This window comes from Nocardia sp. bgisy134 (assembly GCF_057708325.1).
The window spans coordinates 25824-42736 of record NZ_JBYIRW010000001.1 but is presented as its reverse complement, the minus strand read 5'-3'; the positions used below and the strand labels follow the sequence as shown (position 1 = coordinate 42736).

The window sequence follows — 16913 nt, the reverse complement described above, 5'->3', positions numbered from 1 at the left end:
ATCTAAGTTTGTCTCGACCGGAAGGACCACCCGTGCCCCAGCTCGACACCGCTCCCCTCTCCGAAGATCCGGTGCGGGACTACCTGCACCACATCGGCCGCACCCCGCTGCTCACCCCCACCGAGGAGGTGGCGCTGGCCGTCCGCATCGAGGCGGGCGCGCTCGCACAGCGGCGCCTCGACGAAAGCACCTCCGCCGGAATCGAACTCACTCCGGCCGAGCGACGCGAGCTGCGCAGCGCCGCCGCCGACGGACGCTGCGCCAAGGACCACATGATCCGCGCCAATCTGCGATTGGTGGTCTCCATCGCCAAGCGCTACCCGACGCCCACCGGGATGTCGCTGCTCGACCTGGTGCAGGAGGGCACCTTCGGCCTGATCCGCGCGATCGAGAAGTTCGACCACCGGCTCGGGCTGAAGCTGTCCACGTACGCCACCTGGTGGATCCGCCAAGCCGTCGGCCGCGCCATCGCCGACCAGGGCCGGACCATCCGCATCCCGGTGCATGTCGTGGACGTGCTCAACCGGGTGACCCGCACCGGGCGCGAGCTCGCCCAGCAACTGGGTCGCGAAGCCACCGCGGCCGAGGTGGCCGCCGAGCTGGAGCTGCCGGTGGCACAGGTCGAGGAGGTGCTGCGGCACGGACGCGAGCCGATCTCGCTGCACACTCCCGTCGGGGACGGCGAGACCGAGTTCGGCGGCCTGATCCCGGACGACGCCCCCGACCCGGCCGATGTGGTGGCGGCGAACATGATCCGCGGCAGGCTCGACGCGGTGCTCGCCACGCTCACCGACCGGGAGCGGGCGGTGATCCTGCTGCGCTTCGGCATGGACCGGGACGAAGCGCGCACACTCGCGCAGGTCGGCACCGCGCTCGGCGTCTCCCGCGAGCGGATCCGTCAGCTCGAGGCGAAGGCCATGAACAAACTGCGCCAGCCCCACCGCGCGCGGCGGCTGGCAGGCATGCTCGCCTGACGCGGCGACCCGGCGGCCGCCGGGTTCCGTTGCCGGTCAGGTGGTTTCGATCAGCGCGATAGCCACCGGAACCAGCAGCTCCACCAGCTCGGACACCGGCGGCCGTGGGTCGCAGAGCAGCCACTCGTGGGTGAGTCCGTTGATCGCGCCGATGAGCGCGCTCGCCGCGAGACTGGGACCACTGCCGCGAATCCGGCCGCCGGGCACGACCCTCGGCACCACCGCCGTTTCGAGGACGGTCGCCCAAGCGTGCCTGCGCTCGCGCCGATGCCGCTCCATCCGCTCGCTGACCCCGACCACCTCGATGAAGGCGACCTTGGCGCGGTACGGATCGGCGCCGAGCGAGCCGAGGTAGGCGGTGAGCACGGCCGTCATCGCAGCGCTCGCGTCCAGCCGGGGATCGAGCACGGCGAGGGCGCCGCCCACCGCGGTGACCGCGTCGTCCTGAATGCGGTCGTAGGCTGCGACGAGCACGTCCTCCCTGGTGTCGAACTCCTCGTAGAACTGACGCTTGGACAGTCCGGCGGCCGCGCACACGTCGGCGAGCGAGCACTCCGTGTACCCGCGTTCGGCGAAGAGGCGCGTCGCCGCCTCCAGGAAGCGCAGCCGCCGTTCCGCCTTGCGCTCGGCTACGGCGCGCCCGCCGTATTGCCTCCCCACCGTGGTTGTCACGCCTTCACCGTATCGAACGTCATGGCGGGGTAAGGTCACCGAATCCCGCTACGGACCGGTAGCAAGAACTGTCTGGGCCGACATCGACGCGGCGACCCTGGCGCGCTTCCTTCCCACAAAACTTACTCCGGAGTAAGGTTGCCGCATGGCGTGGAAACCTACCGAAATCCCGGACCAGACCGGGCGCACTTATGTCATCACCGGCGCCAACGGCGGCCTCGGCGCGGAGACCACCAAGGTGCTGGCCGCCAAGGGCGCGACCGTCGTCATGGCCTGCCGCAACGCCGCGAAAGCGAAGGAGGTGGCGGCCGAGATCCCCGGTGACGTGCGGGTCGCCGCGCTCGACCTCGCCGACCTGACCTCGGTGCGCGCGTTCGCCGAACAGTCCGGCGAGTTCGACGTGCTCGTCAACAACGCGGGCCTGATGAACATCCCCTTCTCCCGGACCGCGGACGGCTTCGAGACCCAGTTCGGCGTCAACCATCTCGGCCACTTCGCGCTGACCGGCCTGCTGCTCGACCGTGTCCGCGACCGGGTGGTCACGCTCGCCAGCATCGCGCACAAGCAGACCCCGAAGCTGTGGATCGACGACCTCAACTACGAGAACCGCCGCTACCAGCGCAATCTCGCCTACGCGCAGGCCAAGCTGGCGAACCTGATGTTCGCGCGGGAGCTCCAGCGCCGCCTGGCCGAGTCCGGCTCGAAGAAGCGCTCGTACGCCGTGCACCCCGGTGTCTCGGCCACCGATCTGTTCGCCAGGACGGAGACCCCGCTCGACCGGGTCAGCAAACCGTTCATCCGCCTGATCGGGCACGCCCCGGCGAAGGCCGCGCACTCGACGCTGTTCGCCGCCACCATGCCCGACGCCGATCCCGACATCTACTGGGGTCCGACCCGGCTGTTCGGCACCCAGGGACCCGTCCGGCCCTCGCCGTCGACCAGGCTCTCGAAGAACCCCGAATTACAGCGGCGGCTGTGGTCGGAATCGGAGCGGATGACCGGGATCACGTACAAGTTCTGACCGTGCTCGCGGCGGGGAGAGCCGAGGCCGACCTGCTCCTACGCACCCTGTAGTAGACAGGTACCGTAGTAGGCGTGTCCGCTTCTCCCCGCCGCTCGGCACACAATCGCCCAGCCCTTATCGTGCTGGTGATCGTGGCCGCCCTGGCCTGTCTGGCGCTGGGCTGGTGGCAGTGGGAGCGATTCGAGTCGTCCAGCGGCACCGGCCAGAATCTCGGGTACGCGCTGCAGTGGCCGTTGTTCGCCGGGTTCGCGGTATTCGCCTATTTCCGGTTCGTGCGGCTGGAGACCGAGGCCGAAGACCAGCACACGCAGGGCCCCGCGCCGCAGCGGACCGAAGCCGCCCCCAAGACCGCGCCGCGCGAGATTCCGGCGGGCATCCTGCCCGAGCGACCCAAAGCCGCGCGCGACGACGACCCGGTGCTCGCCGAATACAACAAGTACCTGGCCGCGCTCAACGCCAACGAGCTCGACGACCGGGTTCGCCGGGCGGGCCTGGACACCCGCAACACCGAGAGGAGCGCCGGTTGAGCGCCAGCGAGAACGAGACCACCGTCGCCACCGAGCCGCAGGCCGCGCCCGCGCCCACGCTCACCAAGGCGGCGAACACCGCCAAGATCGCCTCGGCCCTGCTGCGCTACCGGGTGCTCGCCTGGACCACCGGCCTGTGGCTGCTGCTGCTCACCGGCGAGATGATCGCCAAGTACGGCTTCGGCGCGAGCACGCCGAGCTGGATCGCGGTCGTGCACGGCTGGGTGTACTTCATCTACCTGATCGCCACCGCCGACCTCGCGGTCAAGGTGCGCTGGCCGATCGGCCGCACCGTCGGCACCCTCATCGCGGGCACCGTCCCGCTGCTGTCGTTCTTCGTCGAGCACACCAACGCCAAGCAGGTCAAGAACGACTTCGGCGTCTGAGCCGCGCGGGCGTCAGCCCTCGGCGAGCTCGGTCAGCGCGGGCAGCAGCTGCCGCAGCGCGCGGCCGCGATGCGAGGCGGCGTCCTTCTCGGCGGGCGTGAGCTGGGCGGCCGAGACCTCGCCGCCCTCCGGCACGAACAGCGGGTCGTAACCGAAACCGCCCTCCCCCACCGGTTTCCGGGCGATGACGCCGGGCCACTCGCCGCGCACCACGAGTTCCGCGCCATCGGGCGCCACCAGCGCGCAGGTCGAGACGAAGCGCGCACCGCGCCGCTCGTCGGGAACATCGGTGAGCTGGGCGAGCAGTAGCGCGTTGTTGGCGGCATCCTCGCCGTGCCGCCCAGCCCAGCGGGCCGAGAGCACGCCGGGCATGCCGTTCAGCGCGTCCACCTCGATACCGGAATCGTCTGCGACACAAGGCAATCCGGTCGCCGCAGCGCCGTCTCGAGCCTTGGCGAGCGCGTTCTCTTCGAAGGTCGCTCCGGTCTCGGGCGCCTCGTCGTAGGGGGGCACGTCGTCCAGACCGACGATCTCCACCCCCGCGACGCCCGCCTCGTCGAGAATGCGGCGCAGTTCCTTCAGTTTCTTGGCATTGCGGCTGGCGACCAGGACGCGGCGGCTCATCACTTCTTCTTCGACGTCTCGACGGGGTCCGGCAGCACTCCGGGGTACGGCAGCGCCAGCGCCTCCTTCTGCACCGTGAACAGCTGCTCGCATCCGGCAAGCGCGGAGTCGAGGAGCTTGTCCAGGGTGGAGCGTGGGAAGGTGGCGCCCTCGCCGGTGCCCTGGATCTCGACCAGGGTTCCGGTGTCGGTGGCGACCACGTTCATGTCGACCTCCGCGCGCGAATCCTCCTCGTAGGGTAGGTCGAGCCGCACCCGGCCGTCGACGACGCCGACGCTCACCGCGGCGATCGCGCACGAGATGGGCTGCGGGTCGGCCAGCCTGCCGGAGGCGCCGAGCCAGGTCACCGCGTCGGAGAGCGCCACGTACGCGCCGGTGATGGCCGCGGTGCGGGTGCCGCCGTCGGCCTGGAGCACGTCGCAGTCGATGGCGATGGTGTTCTCGCCGATGGCCGCGAGATCGATGCAGGCGCGCAGCGAGCGGCCGATCAGCCTGCTGATCTCCTGGGTGCGCCCACCGACCTTGCCCTTCACCGACTCCCGGCCGGAGCGGGTGTGGGTGGCCGCGGGCAGCATCGCGTATTCGGCGGTGAGCCAGCCGAGTCCGGAATCGCGCCGCCACGGCGGCACGCCCTCGGTCACACTGGCCGTGCACATCACCCGCGTCTGACCGAACTCCACCAGCACCGAACCGGCTGGATGCGTGGTGAATCCACGGGTGATCCGTACCTCGCGGAGTTCATCGTCCGCCCTGCCATCGGCTCGTCTCGACACGAGGCCAGCCTAGTGGACGTGCCCGGCGCGGTCCGACCGCAACCCCGGCGACCCGTCAGATCTCGAAGCTCTCCCCCGGCGCGACGGCGTGCACCGGGCCGGTGAACTCGGCCTTGGCCTCGGCGATGACGTCCTCGCGCGAGGTCCACGGCGGAATGTGGGTCAGCAGCAGTTCCTTCACGCCGGCGCGGGCCGCGATCTGGCCCGCCTCGGTGCCCGAAAGGTGGATGCCGGGCGGACGATTCGCCGGATCGTGGGTCCACGACGCCTCCGCCATCAGGATGTCGGCGCCCTGGGCGAGCTCCTGTACGGCGTCGCACATCGCGGTGTCGCCGGTGTAGACGAAGGTGCGGCCCGCCTTGGTGGTGATGCGCAGACCGTAGGACTCCGGCGGGTGGTACATCCGCCGCGCCACGACCGTGTGGCCAGGGCCGAACTCGATCTGCTCGCCCTCGGCCCACTGCCGCATGTCGATCACGTCGGACCAGTCGTCGCATTCGCCGCCGATCTCGGCCGAGGCGTTGCCGATGCGCAGCGCGGCGTCCGAGGGCCCGCGCACGATGGCCCGCCCGACCGGCGGGGTGGGGTGGTAGCGCCGCCACACCAGCAGACCGGGCAGGTCGAGGCAGTGATCCGCGTGCAGGTGGGTGAGGAAGACGTCGACCTCGCCGGGGTCGGCGTAGCGCTGCAGCGCGCCGAGCACACCCGGACCGAAATCGATGACGGTCGGATTCATATCCGGGCCGCTCAGCAGGTATCCCGACGCTGGGGAGTCCGGGCCGGACACACTGCCCGAGCACCCGAGGACGGTAAGGCGCATGCCCTCATGCTGCCACGACGAATTCTCGGTCACGAAACGATCCCCCCAAATCTCCGACGGGTTGCACTCGCACCGTGGTGCGCCCAGGATCCCCGCTCGATCCTTCCAACGGCGTCGACGTCCATTAGCAGAGCGTACCCAGCCGCCGGGCGACTCATGCGCCACCCGCGAAATCATCCCCCGGCCAAGAGATTCCGGGCGGCCTCAGGCGGGTGTCGGCTCGGGCGCGCGCCGTTGCCTCGGGGCGAGCAGCCACGCCGCGACGACACCGCCGATCGCACCGAAAAGGTGGCCCTGCCAAGAGATTCCGTTCTGGCCGGGCAGCACGCCCCAGAGCAGCGAGCCGTACAGCACCAGGACGACGAACCCGAGCACGATCTGTCCGATCTGCTTGGTGAACCAGCCGCGCAGGATGAGGAAGGTGAGCCACCCGAAGACCAGCGAGGAGGCCCCGACGTGCACGGTGCCGTCGCCCCCGGTGAGCCAGGTGCCGAGCCCGGCAAGCACCCAGATGATCGCGGTGGCCGCCAAGCCGCGCCCGATCCCCGCCGCCAGGACGAGGAACCCGAGGACGAGCACCGGCAGCGTGTTGCCGATCAGATGCTCCCAGCCGCTGTGCAGCAGCGGAGCCCAGAGAATGCCCCACAACCCGTCCGCCTCGCGCGGTTCGATACCCGCGCGATCGAGCTCGCGGCTGTCGATGGCGTCGAAGCCTTCGATGGCGTACAGCAGCAGCACAAATCCGGTGATCAGCACCCCGGCGCGCAGCCACAACTGCCTGACCGCCCCGGCATTGCCCGGACGCGGCACGGGCTTCGAGCCCGGCGGCGCCGCACCGGGCGTTACCGAGCGCGGCGTCCCCCACTGCGCCCGCAAGGCCGCGATCCGATCCGGGTCGAACGAGGGCCCGAGTCCGCCGGTCATGGCAACCTCCTGATCGATGCCACAGCTCGTCCTTCGAGCGTACCGATCCCGAGTCGCCGCCCCGGCCGACACGGCGCCGGGTCACGCACCCGGCGCCGCGGCGCTCACGCCCAGAGCTGGCCTTCCAGCCGCTCCTCCGCCTCTTCGAGCGTTCCGTCGTAGGCACCGGTCGACAGGTACTTCCAGCCGCCGTCGGCCACCACGAACGCGATATCGGCCCGCGTGCCCGCCTTGACCGCCTTGCGCGCCACGCCGAGCGCCGCGTGCAGGATGGCTCCGGTCGAGATGCCCGCGAAGATGCCCTCCTCGAGCACCAGTTCGCGAGTGCGCTTGACCGCGTCGAACGGACCGACGGAGAAGCGGGAGGTCAGCACCGACTCGTCGTACAGCTCGGGGATGAAGCCCTCGTCGATGTTGCGCAGACCGTAGACGAGTTCGCCGTATCGCGGTTCGGCCGCGACGATTTCGATGTTCGGGACCTTCTCGCGCAGGAAGCGCCCGGTGCCCATCAGCGTGCCGGTGGTCCCGAGTCCCGCGACGAAGTGCGTGATCTCGGGCAGATCGGCGAGCAGTTCGGGACCGGTCCCCTCGTAGTGCGCGAGCGCGTTGGCGGGGTTGCCGTACTGGTAGAGCATCACCCAGTCGGGGTTGGCCGCGGCGATCTCCTTGGCCTTGGCCACCGCCTGGTTGGAGCCGCCCGCGGCGGGCGAATCGATGATCTCCGCGCCGAACATGGTGAGCAGCTGACGTCGCTCCACCGAGGTGTTCTCCGGCATCACGCACACCAGCCGGTAGCCCTTGAGCTTGGCGGCCATGGCCAGCGAGATACCGGTGTTGCCGCTGGTGGGCTCGAGGATGGTGCAACCCGGCCGCAGCAGACCGTCGGCCTCGGCCTGTTCGATCATGCGCAGAGCGGGCCGGTCCTTGATCGACCCGGTGGGGTTGCGGTCCTCCAGCTTGGCCCACAGCCGCACGTGGTTCTCGCCGTCCCACTGCGGGGACAGCGTGCGCAGGCCGACCAGCGGGGTGTTACCGAGGGTCGCGATCAGCGATTCGTAGCGCGCCACGGAATCAGCGAATCCCGTCGACGTGCGTCCGCGCGCCACCGGCGACCGCGGGCAGGATGGTGACGCTCGCGCCCGCGGGCACCTCGGCGGCCAGACCGCCCGCGAAGCGCACGTCCTCGTCGTCGACGTAGATGTTGACGAAGCGGTTCAGCTTGCCGTCCTTGAGCAGCCGCTCGGCCAGCCCGGGGTGGTTGGCGTCGAGGTTCTGGATCAGCGCGGACAGCGTCTCGCCCTCGGCCTGCACGCGCTTCTCGCCTCCGGTGAGGCCGCGCATGATGGTCGGGATGGACACGGTTACCGACATGGGTACTCCTCGGTGGTTCTCGTCAGGGCTCGGGGTCAGGCGGTCTCGTAGGCGGCGACGATCCGCACCGGCTCCTCGGTGACCTCGCCGTCGAGGATCCGGTAGCTGCGCAGCTCGTGCTGTTCGGGGTCGCGGGTCGAGACCAGCACGTAGTGCGCGTTGGGCTCGGACGCGTAGGAGATGTCCGTGCGGCTGGGGTAGGCCTCGGTGGCGGTGTGCGAGTGGTAGATCACCACCGGCTCCTCGTCGGCCGCGTCCATCTCGCGCCACACCTTCAGCTGTTCGCCGGAATCGAAGCGGTAGAAGGTCGGGGAGCGTTCGGCATTGACCATCGCGACGAACCGCTCCGGCCGATCGGAGCCCTCCGGACCCGCGATGACCCCGCAGGCCTCGTCCGGGTGGTCGGCGCGCGCGTGCGCCACCATCGCCTCCACGAGGTCGGCTCTGATCACCAACACGAGTAGAACCCTTCCGCATACCTTCGCCGACCTGATCCACAGCCGACAACGAGCCAGCCTATTCGCCTATTCCCCCCGTTCCACTCTCCGGTCCCGGTTTCCCGGATTCGTCGGCACGCAGTTTCCGGTCACCGTCTCGGCGTGTCGCGCGGCGAGTCGGTGTGCGCTAGCGCGAAAGGTGTGGGGTCAGTCCAGGAAGAGGTCGGTGTAGGTGGGGATGGCGGCGACCGGGGTGGCGGCGAGGACGGCGTCGACGATGGCGCGTTCGACGCAGAGGGCGGCCGCGGTGCAGAGGGCGTCGAGGAGCAGCAGGTCGTCCGGGAAGGCGGGCGGCAGCGGAACGGGCGCGGGCCTGGCGGTGCCGGTGGCCAAGGCGAACAGGGTGTCGCCGTCGAGTGGCGAGTGCGCGGGGCGTACCGCACGGGCGAGGCCGTCGTGCGCGGTGGCCGCCATCCGGCGGCAGGCGGACGGATCGAGCGGCGCGTCGGTGGCGACCACGCCGATCGTGGTGTTGAGGACGGTGCCCTTGACGGGCAACGTGTTGGCGCGGGCCAAGCGCTCCGGATCGGCCGGTCGCAGCCCGAACCGATCGGGTCCGTCGGTGCCCGCTCCCCACGGCAGACCGGTGCGCGGATCGAACACCGACCCGACCGGGTTGGCCACCACCAGCGCGGCCACGGTGACGCCCGCGGCAGGTCCTTCACCGAGCACGAGGCTCGCACTGCCCACGCCGCCCTTGATCGATCCGGCGCGCGCTCCGACGCCCGCGCCGACCGAGCCGCGCTCGAAATCGGCGGCTGCGGCCGCGGCGGCACGGTAGCCGAATTCGGCGGTGGGCCGCACGTCCCAGTCGCCGACCGGCAGATCGAAGATCACCGCGCCCGGCACGATCGGCACCACCCGGTCGGCGTCCTCGGGGTCCATCGGTATGCCTTCGCCCTGCTCCTCCAGCCAGCGCATGACACCGTCGGCGGCGGCGAGGCCGTACGCGCTGCCGCCGGTCAGCAGGATCGAATGGACCTGGCGAACGGTGTTGGCCGGGTCGAGCAGATCGGTCTCGCGGGTGCCTGGCCCGCCACCGCGCACGTCGACCGAGGCGACCGCGCCGCCCGGTGCCCGTACCACGGTGCAGCCGGTGGCGGCGCCCGAACCGAGGGTGGCGTCGGGATCGAGGGCGTGATGGTGCCCGACGAGCAGACCGGCGACGTCGGTGAGCGAATCGCGTGGACCCGGCACTGCGTTCATGCGCTGCCCTCCAGAGGTTGCGGGACGACCCGCTTCATTCTGCGCCCGGTCGTGCGATCGGACTCGGTACCGGAACGCACGGGCGACCCGTCGCCGGGCGGGCGGCGGCATCGTTCGGCTTCGGTCAGGGCGCGAGCGCTTGCAGCAGCGTGTCCTGCATCCAGGTCAGCCAGTGGTAGACGTCCAGGTGCGGACCGCGCGGATCGTCGGGATCGAGATGGTCGGGCGTGTCGGCGTCGATCTCGAGCACCGTGCCCAGCGCCAGGCGGACATCGGTGAGCGCGGCGAGCCAGGCGTCGGCCTGTTCCGGGGTGAGCACGATCTTGCCGCCGTCCGGCGGGACGGTGTCGAGCACCACGGCGCCCGCGGCGAGCTTGCTGTCGATGATCTCCGGCTCGTGCAGGCCGCGCAGGGCGCTGTTCAGGCCCGCGCGCTCGGCGTCGGGGGAACCGGGCTCGGCGCGATGGAAGTCCGGCAGCAGCCGCAGCAGTCGCGGATCGTCCGGCGGGGAGGTGTTGCCGGTGCGCAGGCCGGTGAGCGCGGCGAGCTCGTCCTCGGGCGCGGACCGCGACCGCTCGGTGAGCAGCCCGGACACGGCGCCGACCAGGGAGCGCAGGACTCCGGCCTCCCTTGCGTCCATCTCGGACCGCAATTTGAGGCCGCTCAGCGAGTTCTTCCGGCTCCACTTACGCACGGAGCCTGCTCCATTCACGCACGAGCGCCAGGGTAGTCGTACCGATCAGTCGTCCCGTTGCATGGTCGCCCACAAGCCCGCGGCGTGCAGCCTGCGGACGTCGTGCTCCATCTTGTCGCGCGAGCCGGACGACACCACGGCCTTTCCTTCGTTGTGTACCTGCAGCATCAATTCGGTCGCCTTGGCTTTGCTGTAGCCGAAGAGCTTCTGAAAGATGTAGGCCACGTAGTGCATGAGATTGACCGGGTCGTCCCACACCACAGTTACCCACGGACGGTCCTCCGCCTCCAGGATCTCGGTGTACTCGACCGCTTCCGGGGTCGCCTGTGCCGCCGACAGTGTCGTTCTCGTTTCGCACAAGCTCATAACGTCCAGGGTACGACTCGCCTCCGGAGATACAACACCCGTGCACGGCAGCCCCGCGAGTCCCGCTGGCTACAGTGGCCGATGTGGAGCACCACCACGGGATCGCCAGCACCGCGCTGCTGACCGACCAGTACGAACTGACCATGCTGGCGGCCGCGCTCGCCGACGGCTCCGCGCATCGCACGTGCACGTTCGAGGTCTTCGCCAGGCGGTTGCCACATGGTCGCCGGTACGGTGTCGTCGCCGGAACAGGCCGATTGCTCGACGCGCTGGCGAACTTCCGTTTCGGTGCAAAGGAGCTGGCGATCGTCGCCGAATTCCTGGACGACCGCACCCTGGACTGGCTGCGCGACTACCGCTTCACCGGCGCGATCGACGGCTACGCCGAAGGGGAGCTGTACTTCCCTGGCTCCCCGATCCTTTCGGTGCGCGGCAGCTTCGCCGAGTGCGTCGTGCTGGAGACGCTGATCCTGTCGATCCTCAACCACGACAGCGCGATCGCCTCGGCCGCGGCACGCATGGTGAGCGCCGCCGCGGGCCGCCGGATGATCGAGATGGGCTCGCGGCGCGCCCACGAACTGGCCGCGCCCTCGGCATCGCGGGCCGCCTACCTCGCGGGCTTCGACGCCACCTCGAATCTGGAGGCGGTGCGCACCTACGGCGTGCCGGGCGCGGGCACCAGCGCGCACGCCTTCACGCTGCTGCACAGCGCCGCCGACGGCGCGCACGAGGCCGCGGCCTTCCGCGGCCAGGTCGAGACGCTCGGCGTCGGCACCACCCTGCTGGTCGACACCTTCGACATCGCCCAGGGCGTGGCCACCGCGATCGAGGTCGCGGGCACCGAACTCGGCGGGGTGCGCATCGATTCCGGCGACCTCGGGGTGCTGGCCAGGCAGGTGCGCGCGCAACTCGACGGACTCGGCGCGACGAAGACCCGCATCGTGGTCTCGGGCGACCTGGACGAGTACTCGATCGCCGCGCTGCACGCCGACCCGGTCGACGTGTACGGCGTCGGCACCGCACTGGTCACCGGGTCCGGCGCGCCGACGGCGGGCATGGTCTTCAAACTGGTGGAGGTGGACGGACTGCCGGTCGCCAAGCGCAGCAGCCACAAGGAATCTCGCGGCGGCGCGAAGAAGGCGGTGCGGCTGGCGCGCGACACCGGCACCGTCGTCGAGGAGATCGTCTACCTCGCGGCAGGCCCCGAGCCCGCGAGCGACGGCTTCCAGCCCCGCCCGCTGTCGGTCCCGCTGATGCGCGACGGCAAAGCGCTGGACGGACTTCCGACCTTGGCCGAGAGCCGGGGGCTGGTCGCGCGCGGGCTGGTCAGCCTGCCGTGGGAGGGTCTCAAGCTTTCCGACGGGGAGCCCGCGATCCCGACGACATTCGTGAGCTGACCGCCGTCATTTCCCGGAGGGGCTGCCACCGGGTCGCCCGATGCCCGTGAAAGCGACCAGGGCCAAGACGACCAGCAGTGCGATCACGCCGACCACCACTCCGCTGATCACCACCGAGAACCACTCGGCACCCGCGGGCCACTCGCCGTCGGACGCGCGCAGCGCCAGCGAGAACCCGGTGAAGCCCGCCGCCGTACCGAGAGAAACCCCGGTCGCCAACTTCGCCGCAGGACTCATATCCACCTCCCTGTCGAACCGATCCGCCCGGACAACAGAGCGGCAAGAGGTAATCACCGGCGGGGTAATCTTCGTTTACATCACCCGGAAGGTGTCATGAGATGAATCGGGCGTTGATCATCGTCGACGTGCAGAACGATTTCTGCGAAGGCGGTTCGCTCGCGGTCGACGGGGGCGCCGCGGTCGCACGCCGCATCAGCGAGCACGTGACCGCCGGTGACTACGCCGCCGTCGTGGCCACTCGCGACTACCACGTCGATCCCGGCGCGCACTTCTCGACCGAGCCGGACTACGTGGACAGCTGGCCCCCGCACTGCCGCGTCGGCACCCCGGGCGCCGATTTCCACCCGAACCTGGACACCGCGCCGATCCACGAGATCTTCTCCAAGGGCGAATACAGCGCCGCCTATTCGGGTTTCGAGGGCGCGGCCGCCGACGGGACCGACCTCGCCGAGTGGCTGCGCGAGCGCGATATCGACACGGTCGACGTCGTCGGCATCGCCACCGATCACTGCGTGCGCGCCACCGCGCTGGACGCCAGAGCGGCCGGATTCGAGACGCGCGTGCTGCTCGGCCTGACCGCGGGCGTGGCGCAGGCGACGACCGCGAAGGCGCTCGGTGAACTCGAGGCCGCGGGCGTCGAGCTCGCCGGCGAACTGCCCGGCCGCTAGGCGCTGCGCGAGGTCCGTGCGTACCTGTCCCGGCCCGCCCGAGGTCGGCCGATCGCACTGGGCCGCGGACGGACCGGCCCGTTAAGGTCCACCACCGTGGACTACAGATTTCCGGCGAGCGCCCGCGCCGCCGTCGCCAGGGCGCTGGCCGACGCCGAGGACATCGACCGCGCGGCGGACATCGTCTTCTGGTCCAATCCGGCGACCGAAGAGCTGCGCGCCGACCCGGTCCGCCGCCGCACCGCCCTGCCGCCCGCCTTCGCCAATCTCATGGTGCTGGCAGCGCTGAACGACCACGTCGGCGGCGAGGGCTTCGGCCGCTACCTCACCCGGCGAGCCGACGAACTCCCCTGGCTGCCCGGCGCGCTGCGGGCCGCGGGGATGCCACAGCTGGCCGCCGCGGTGGTGGTCGCCGGATACGAGGCGCTGGCGGAATCGCACGACAATGCCGACCTGGATCGGCTCTGGGACGACGAGTACGCCGTGCTCGACAACCCCGACCGGATCAGGCAGCCGCCGGACAACACGCGGAAGAACCGCGCGGACGCGCTCTACGACGCCAACGAGCCCGCCGATTTCCAGCGGCGCGTGCTGGAGTACGCGCGCGCCAACCTCGACGACTTCGTCCGGCCCGACCGGTGAACCGTGTCGGTGGCGCGCAGTAGGCTGCACGCGTGCCCGAACTGCCCCCAGTCTCCGATCTTTTGGCCACCGCCGTGCACGCGCTGGGCGGTAAGGAGCGCTCCGGGCAGGTGACGATGGCGTCGGCCGTCGACCACGCGATCGACACCAAGGAGCACCTGGCCGTGCAGGCCGGGACCGGTACCGGCAAGTCGCTGGCCTACCTGGTGCCGAGCCTGCGGCACGCGGTGCGCACCGGGCGCACGGTGGTGGTGTCGACCGCGACGATCGCGCTCCAGCGTCAGCTGGTCGACCGCGACCTGCCCCGCCTCGCCGAGGCGCTGGCCAAGCCGCTCGGCCGCCCGGCCCGCTTCGCGATCCTCAAGGGCCGCAACAACTATCTGTGCCTGAACAAGATCAACAGCGCTATTCCTGACGAGCCCGCCGAGGCCGAGCTGTTCGACGCGTTCGCGATCTCCCGCCTCGGGCGCGAGGTGCAGCGCCTGAACGACTGGGCCTCCAACACCGAGACCGGCGACCGCGACGAGCTCGCGCCCGGCGTCACCGACCGCGCCTGGCGTCAGGTCAGCGTGTCCTCCCGGGAGTGCCTCGGCAAATCGCGCTGCCCGTTCGGGCAGGACTGCTACGCCGAGCGCGCCCGCGCCGAGTCGGCCCAGGCCGACGTGGTGGTGACCAACCACGCCCTGCTCGCCATCGATGCCATCAGCGGCATCCAGGTGCTACCCGAACACGATGTCGTGGTGATCGACGAAGCGCACGAACTGGTCGACCGGGTCACCGGCGTGGCCACCGCCGAACTGGCGCCGTCCGCGATCAGCGCCGCCGCCCGCCGCTGCGCCAAGCTCGTCGACGAGCGCGAGGTGGATCGGCTGGAGGGCGCGGCGGAGGCCTGGCATCAGATCCTCGACGAACTGCCGCCCGCCCGCTGGGACGTCATGCCCGACGGTGTCGCCCAGGCGCTGGCCCTGGTGCGCGACGCCGCGTGGAACGCGCGCACCGAACTCGCGCCGCCCGGCAGCAGCAACCCGCAGGGTGATCCGGAAACCGCGGCCGCTCGCACGCAGGCGCTGGCCGCGATCGATGAAATACACGACAGCGCCGTCCGCGCGCTCACCGCATTCGACGAACCCGATCCGGCGTCCCGGCGCGACGTCATCTGGCTGGCGGCCGAGGACGCGCGCGGCGGCGTGCCGCGCAAGACGCTGCGCATGGCGCCGCTCTCGGTCGGCGGACTGCTGCGCTCGCGGCTGTTCGGCACCGCCACCGTGGTGCTCACCTCGGCCACCCTGCAGATCGGCGGATCCTTCGACGGACTCGCGGTCACCTGGGGCCTGCCCGCGCAGTCCGCGAACCGCCCCGACACCGGGACCGCCAACGGCGCGCAGGCGCCCTCGGACACCGAGACCGTGCGCTGGAGTTCGCTCGACGTCGGCTCCCCCTTCGACCACGCCAAGTCGGGCATCCTCTACGTCGCCAAGCATCTGCCGCCGCCGGGCCGCGACGGCCTGCCGCCCGCCTACCTCGACGAGATCGAGCGCCTGATCGATGCGGCGGGCGGACGAACCCTCGGCCTGTTCTCCTCGATGCGCGCCGCCCGCGCCGCCACCGACGCGCTGCGCGACCGGTTGAACACCCCGGTGCTGTGCCAGGGCGAGGACTCGACGGGCGCGCTGGTCCGCAAGTTCGCCGACGATCCGGAGACCTCGCTGTTCGGCACCCTGTCGCTGTGGCAGGGCGTCGACGTGCCGGGCCCGTCGCTGAGTCTGGTCATCCTGGACCGCATTCCGTTCCCTCGCCCGGACGACCCGCTGCTCGCGGCACGACAGCGAGCGGTCGAATCCCGAGGCGGCAACGGCTTTCTCACCGTCGCGGCCAATCACGCGGCGCTGCTGCTCGCCCAGGGCACCGGCAGGCTGTTGCGCAGCGTGGACGACCGCGGCGTCGTCGCCATCCTCGATTCCCGGTTGGCCACCGCACGCTATGGCGGCTACCTGCGCGCCACCCTCCCGCCGTACTGGGAGACCGCCGATCCGGAGGTCGTCGTGAAGGCGCTGAAACGGTTGACCGCGAACGCAAGCTGACCGCGGTCGACCTTCGAGCCCGAACCCCGGCGTCCATGGACCACGCGCCACCGACACAAACTGTGATACCACTCACAATTGGCCGCGATTGGTTCCGTCTGGAAGTAAGTTTGGCCTCGATACTTCGGTGGACCCCAATTCCCGCGCCGAACGTATCGGTGATATCCCCGCGCCAAGCCCTGCACGCGGCGCGGGGATATCGTGGAAACAATTCCTCGGCACAAAAATTCGGATGTCTCGCCCCAGAAGCATATGAGACAGTGTCCAGATGAAGCGCCCCACCGAAACCGACGCACTCGGTGAATTCCTGATCAGCGCAAGATCGTTGGCCGAGTATCGCGCCATCTTCGAACTCACCGCCGCCGACCTGCGCGGCCGCATCCTCGACTGTCCCGGCGGCGCAGCCAGTTTCGCCGCAGAAGCCGCCGAACTCGGCGTCCAGGTCACCGCCGCCGACCCGGTCTATGCCACACCGGCCGCCGAACTCAGGGAGCTCGCCCGCACCGAAACCGAACGCGCAAGCGCATACGCCGGAGCACATCACGACCGTTATCGCTGGGACTTCTACGGCGACCCGGACCGCCACCACGCCATCCGGCTGACCGCCGCCACCCGCTTCGGCGACGACCTGCTCGCCAACCCCGGCCGCTACGTCGCCGCCCAGCTCCCCGCACTCCCCTTCCCCGACAACAGCTTCGACCTCGCCCTGAGCTCCCACCTGCTGTTCAGCTACGCCGACCGCCTCGACGCCGACTTCCACCTCGCCGCCCTGCTCGAACTCTCCCGCGTCACCACGGGCGAAACCCGCCTCTACCCCCTCGTCGACCACACCGGTCACCCACAGGACGACCTGGTCGCCCACCTCCGAAAGAAACTCCACGACAAGGGCATTCCCACCACACTCCGCCCCACGCGCTACGAGTTCCACCGCGGGGCGACCAGCATGCTGATCCTCTACCCGAACCAGAATTGACCGTCGGCCGATAGATTCGGCGCGTACCGCTTCGTGCCGTGGAGGTTCGCTGAA

General features: G+C 70.3%; 21 protein-coding genes. 9 read left to right on the top strand and 12 right to left on the bottom strand.

All coding sequences use genetic code 11. The annotated features are described in order from the left end of the window. The first annotated feature begins 32 nt into the window (after positions 1–32). Entirely contained in the window at positions 33–974 is a 942-nt protein-coding gene (locus tag AC3ERS_RS00235) for a sigma-70 family RNA polymerase sigma factor (RefSeq protein ID WP_431962177.1), read from the top strand. Between the two features lie 36 nt (positions 975–1010). Here the strand turns inward: AC3ERS_RS00235 and AC3ERS_RS00230 are convergent, their stop codons facing one another. Beyond that, positions 1011–1646, bottom strand: a complete 636-nt coding sequence (locus tag AC3ERS_RS00230; protein WP_431962175.1) for a TetR/AcrR family transcriptional regulator — start codon at positions 1644–1646, stop codon at positions 1011–1013. 145 nt (positions 1647–1791) lie between these two features. On the opposite strand from AC3ERS_RS00230, the gene AC3ERS_RS00225 reads away from it, so the two are divergent. From AC3ERS_RS00225 to AC3ERS_RS00215, 3 genes are all read left to right on the top strand, one after another. After that, the gene (locus AC3ERS_RS00225) at positions 1792–2667 is read left to right on the top strand and encodes an oxidoreductase (protein WP_431962173.1); all 876 of its coding nucleotides are present in this window, start codon (positions 1792–1794) and stop codon (positions 2665–2667) included. 74 nt (positions 2668–2741) lie between these two features. Then, the gene (locus AC3ERS_RS00220; RefSeq protein ID WP_431962171.1) at positions 2742–3197 is read left to right on the top strand and encodes a transcriptional regulator; all 456 of its coding nucleotides are present in this window, start codon (positions 2742–2744) and stop codon (positions 3195–3197) included. Further along, complete coding sequence (locus AC3ERS_RS00215) at positions 3194–3583, top strand: DUF3817 domain-containing protein (protein ID WP_431962169.1); 390 nt, start codon at positions 3194–3196, stop codon at positions 3581–3583. The genes AC3ERS_RS00220 and AC3ERS_RS00215 overlap by 4 nt, the downstream gene beginning before the upstream one ends. A gap of 12 nt (positions 3584–3595) precedes the next feature. Here the strand turns inward: AC3ERS_RS00215 and rdgB are convergent, their stop codons facing one another. The 10 genes from rdgB to clpS all read right to left on the bottom strand — a co-directional run bounded on the left by rdgB (position 3596) and on the right by clpS (position 10858). Beyond that, entirely contained in the window at positions 3596–4207 is a 612-nt protein-coding gene (gene rdgB / locus AC3ERS_RS00210; RefSeq protein ID WP_431962167.1) for an RdgB/HAM1 family non-canonical purine NTP pyrophosphatase, read from the bottom strand. After that, a complete protein-coding gene (rph, locus tag AC3ERS_RS00205) occupies positions 4207–4980 on the bottom strand; it encodes a ribonuclease PH (protein ID WP_431962165.1) in 774 nt (257 codons plus the stop codon). Before rph ends, rdgB begins: the two co-directional genes overlap by 1 nt. Before the next feature lie 55 nt (positions 4981–5035). After that, positions 5036–5800 (bottom strand): cyclic nucleotide-degrading phosphodiesterase, encoded by a 765-nt coding sequence (locus AC3ERS_RS00200; RefSeq protein WP_431963534.1) that lies wholly within the window; start codon positions 5798–5800, stop codon positions 5036–5038. Positions 5801–6004: 204 nt separating this feature from the next. Beyond that, the gene (locus AC3ERS_RS00195; protein ID WP_431962163.1) at positions 6005–6724 is read right to left on the bottom strand and encodes a rhomboid family intramembrane serine protease; all 720 of its coding nucleotides are present in this window, start codon (positions 6722–6724) and stop codon (positions 6005–6007) included. A 104-nt stretch (positions 6725–6828) separates the two neighbouring features. After that, entirely contained in the window at positions 6829–7791 is a 963-nt protein-coding gene (locus tag AC3ERS_RS00190) for a PLP-dependent cysteine synthase family protein (RefSeq protein ID WP_067841390.1), read from the bottom strand. A 4-nt stretch (positions 7792–7795) separates the two neighbouring features. After that, the gene (locus AC3ERS_RS00185) at positions 7796–8095 is read right to left on the bottom strand and encodes a MoaD/ThiS family protein (protein ID WP_431962161.1); all 300 of its coding nucleotides are present in this window, start codon (positions 8093–8095) and stop codon (positions 7796–7798) included. A 35-nt stretch (positions 8096–8130) separates the two neighbouring features. Then, positions 8131–8553, bottom strand: coding sequence for a M67 family metallopeptidase (locus AC3ERS_RS00180; RefSeq protein WP_431962159.1), 423 nt, complete (start codon positions 8551–8553; stop codon positions 8131–8133). Positions 8554–8739: 186 nt separating this feature from the next. Then, positions 8740–9798: a P1 family peptidase gene (locus AC3ERS_RS00175; protein ID WP_431962157.1), complete on the bottom strand. Its 1059-nt coding sequence runs from the start codon at positions 9796–9798 to the stop codon at positions 8740–8742. Positions 9799–9922: 124 nt separating this feature from the next. Then, entirely contained in the window at positions 9923–10492 is a 570-nt protein-coding gene (gene aosR / locus AC3ERS_RS00170) for an oxidative stress transcriptional regulator AosR (RefSeq protein WP_431962155.1), read from the bottom strand. Positions 10493–10537: 45 nt separating this feature from the next. Continuing rightward, the gene (gene clpS, locus AC3ERS_RS00165) at positions 10538–10858 is read right to left on the bottom strand and encodes an ATP-dependent Clp protease adapter ClpS (RefSeq protein ID WP_357410159.1); all 321 of its coding nucleotides are present in this window, start codon (positions 10856–10858) and stop codon (positions 10538–10540) included. Positions 10859–10923: 65 nt separating this feature from the next. On the opposite strand from clpS, the gene AC3ERS_RS00160 reads away from it, so the two are divergent. Continuing rightward, positions 10924–12255, top strand: coding sequence for a nicotinate phosphoribosyltransferase (locus tag AC3ERS_RS00160; RefSeq protein WP_431963532.1), 1332 nt, complete (start codon positions 10924–10926; stop codon positions 12253–12255). 6 nt (positions 12256–12261) lie between these two features. On the opposite strand, the gene AC3ERS_RS00155 is transcribed toward AC3ERS_RS00160, so the two are convergent. Next, on the bottom strand, positions 12262–12492 hold the full coding sequence (locus AC3ERS_RS00155; protein WP_431962153.1) for a hypothetical protein: 231 nt from the start codon (positions 12490–12492) through the stop codon (positions 12262–12264). Between the two features lie 101 nt (positions 12493–12593). Between AC3ERS_RS00155 and AC3ERS_RS00150 the strand changes: the two genes are divergently transcribed. The 4 genes from AC3ERS_RS00150 (at position 12594) to AC3ERS_RS00135 (ending at position 16859) form a co-directional block, all read left to right on the top strand. Then, a complete protein-coding gene (locus AC3ERS_RS00150; protein ID WP_431962151.1) occupies positions 12594–13163 on the top strand; it encodes a nicotinamidase in 570 nt (189 codons plus the stop codon). A 96-nt stretch (positions 13164–13259) separates the two neighbouring features. Then, positions 13260–13805, top strand: a complete 546-nt coding sequence (locus tag AC3ERS_RS00145; RefSeq protein WP_431962149.1) for a DMP19 family protein — start codon at positions 13260–13262, stop codon at positions 13803–13805. A 32-nt stretch (positions 13806–13837) separates the two neighbouring features. Further along, positions 13838–15886 (top strand): ATP-dependent DNA helicase, encoded by a 2049-nt coding sequence (locus AC3ERS_RS00140; RefSeq protein ID WP_431962147.1) that lies wholly within the window; start codon positions 13838–13840, stop codon positions 15884–15886. A gap of 268 nt (positions 15887–16154) precedes the next feature. Then, the gene (locus tag AC3ERS_RS00135) at positions 16155–16859 is read left to right on the top strand and encodes a methyltransferase domain-containing protein (protein ID WP_431962145.1); all 705 of its coding nucleotides are present in this window, start codon (positions 16155–16157) and stop codon (positions 16857–16859) included. The last annotated feature ends 54 nt before the right edge of the window (positions 16860–16913 follow it).

What these genes read in the sequence shown, in the direction of transcription:
- rdgB (WP_431962167.1), bottom strand. Translation starts at nt 4,207, where the DNA reads ATGAGCCGCCGCGTCCTGGTCGCCAGCCGCAATGCCAAGAAACTGAAG.
- AC3ERS_RS00225 (WP_431962173.1), top strand. Translation starts at nt 1,792, where the DNA reads ATGGCGTGGAAACCTACCGAAATCCCGGACCAGACCGGGCGCACTTAT.
- AC3ERS_RS00150 (WP_431962151.1), top strand. Translation starts at nt 12,594, where the DNA reads ATGAATCGGGCGTTGATCATCGTCGACGTGCAGAACGATTTCTGCGAA.
- AC3ERS_RS00175 (WP_431962157.1), bottom strand. Translation starts at nt 9,798, where the DNA reads ATGAACGCAGTGCCGGGTCCACGCGATTCGCTCACCGACGTCGCCGGT.
- AC3ERS_RS00195 (WP_431962163.1), bottom strand. Translation starts at nt 6,724, where the DNA reads ATGACCGGCGGACTCGGGCCCTCGTTCGACCCGGATCGGATCGCGGCC.
- AC3ERS_RS00185 (WP_431962161.1), bottom strand. Translation starts at nt 8,095, where the DNA reads ATGTCGGTAACCGTGTCCATCCCGACCATCATGCGCGGCCTCACCGGA.
- AC3ERS_RS00135 (WP_431962145.1), top strand. Translation starts at nt 16,155, where the DNA reads ATGAAGCGCCCCACCGAAACCGACGCACTCGGTGAATTCCTGATCAGC.
- AC3ERS_RS00200 (WP_431963534.1), bottom strand. Translation starts at nt 5,800, where the DNA reads ATGCGCCTTACCGTCCTCGGGTGCTCGGGCAGTGTGTCCGGCCCGGAC.
- AC3ERS_RS00155 (WP_431962153.1), bottom strand. Translation starts at nt 12,492, where the DNA reads ATGAGTCCTGCGGCGAAGTTGGCGACCGGGGTTTCTCTCGGTACGGCG.
- clpS (WP_357410159.1), bottom strand. Translation starts at nt 10,858, where the DNA reads ATGAGCTTGTGCGAAACGAGAACGACACTGTCGGCGGCACAGGCGACC.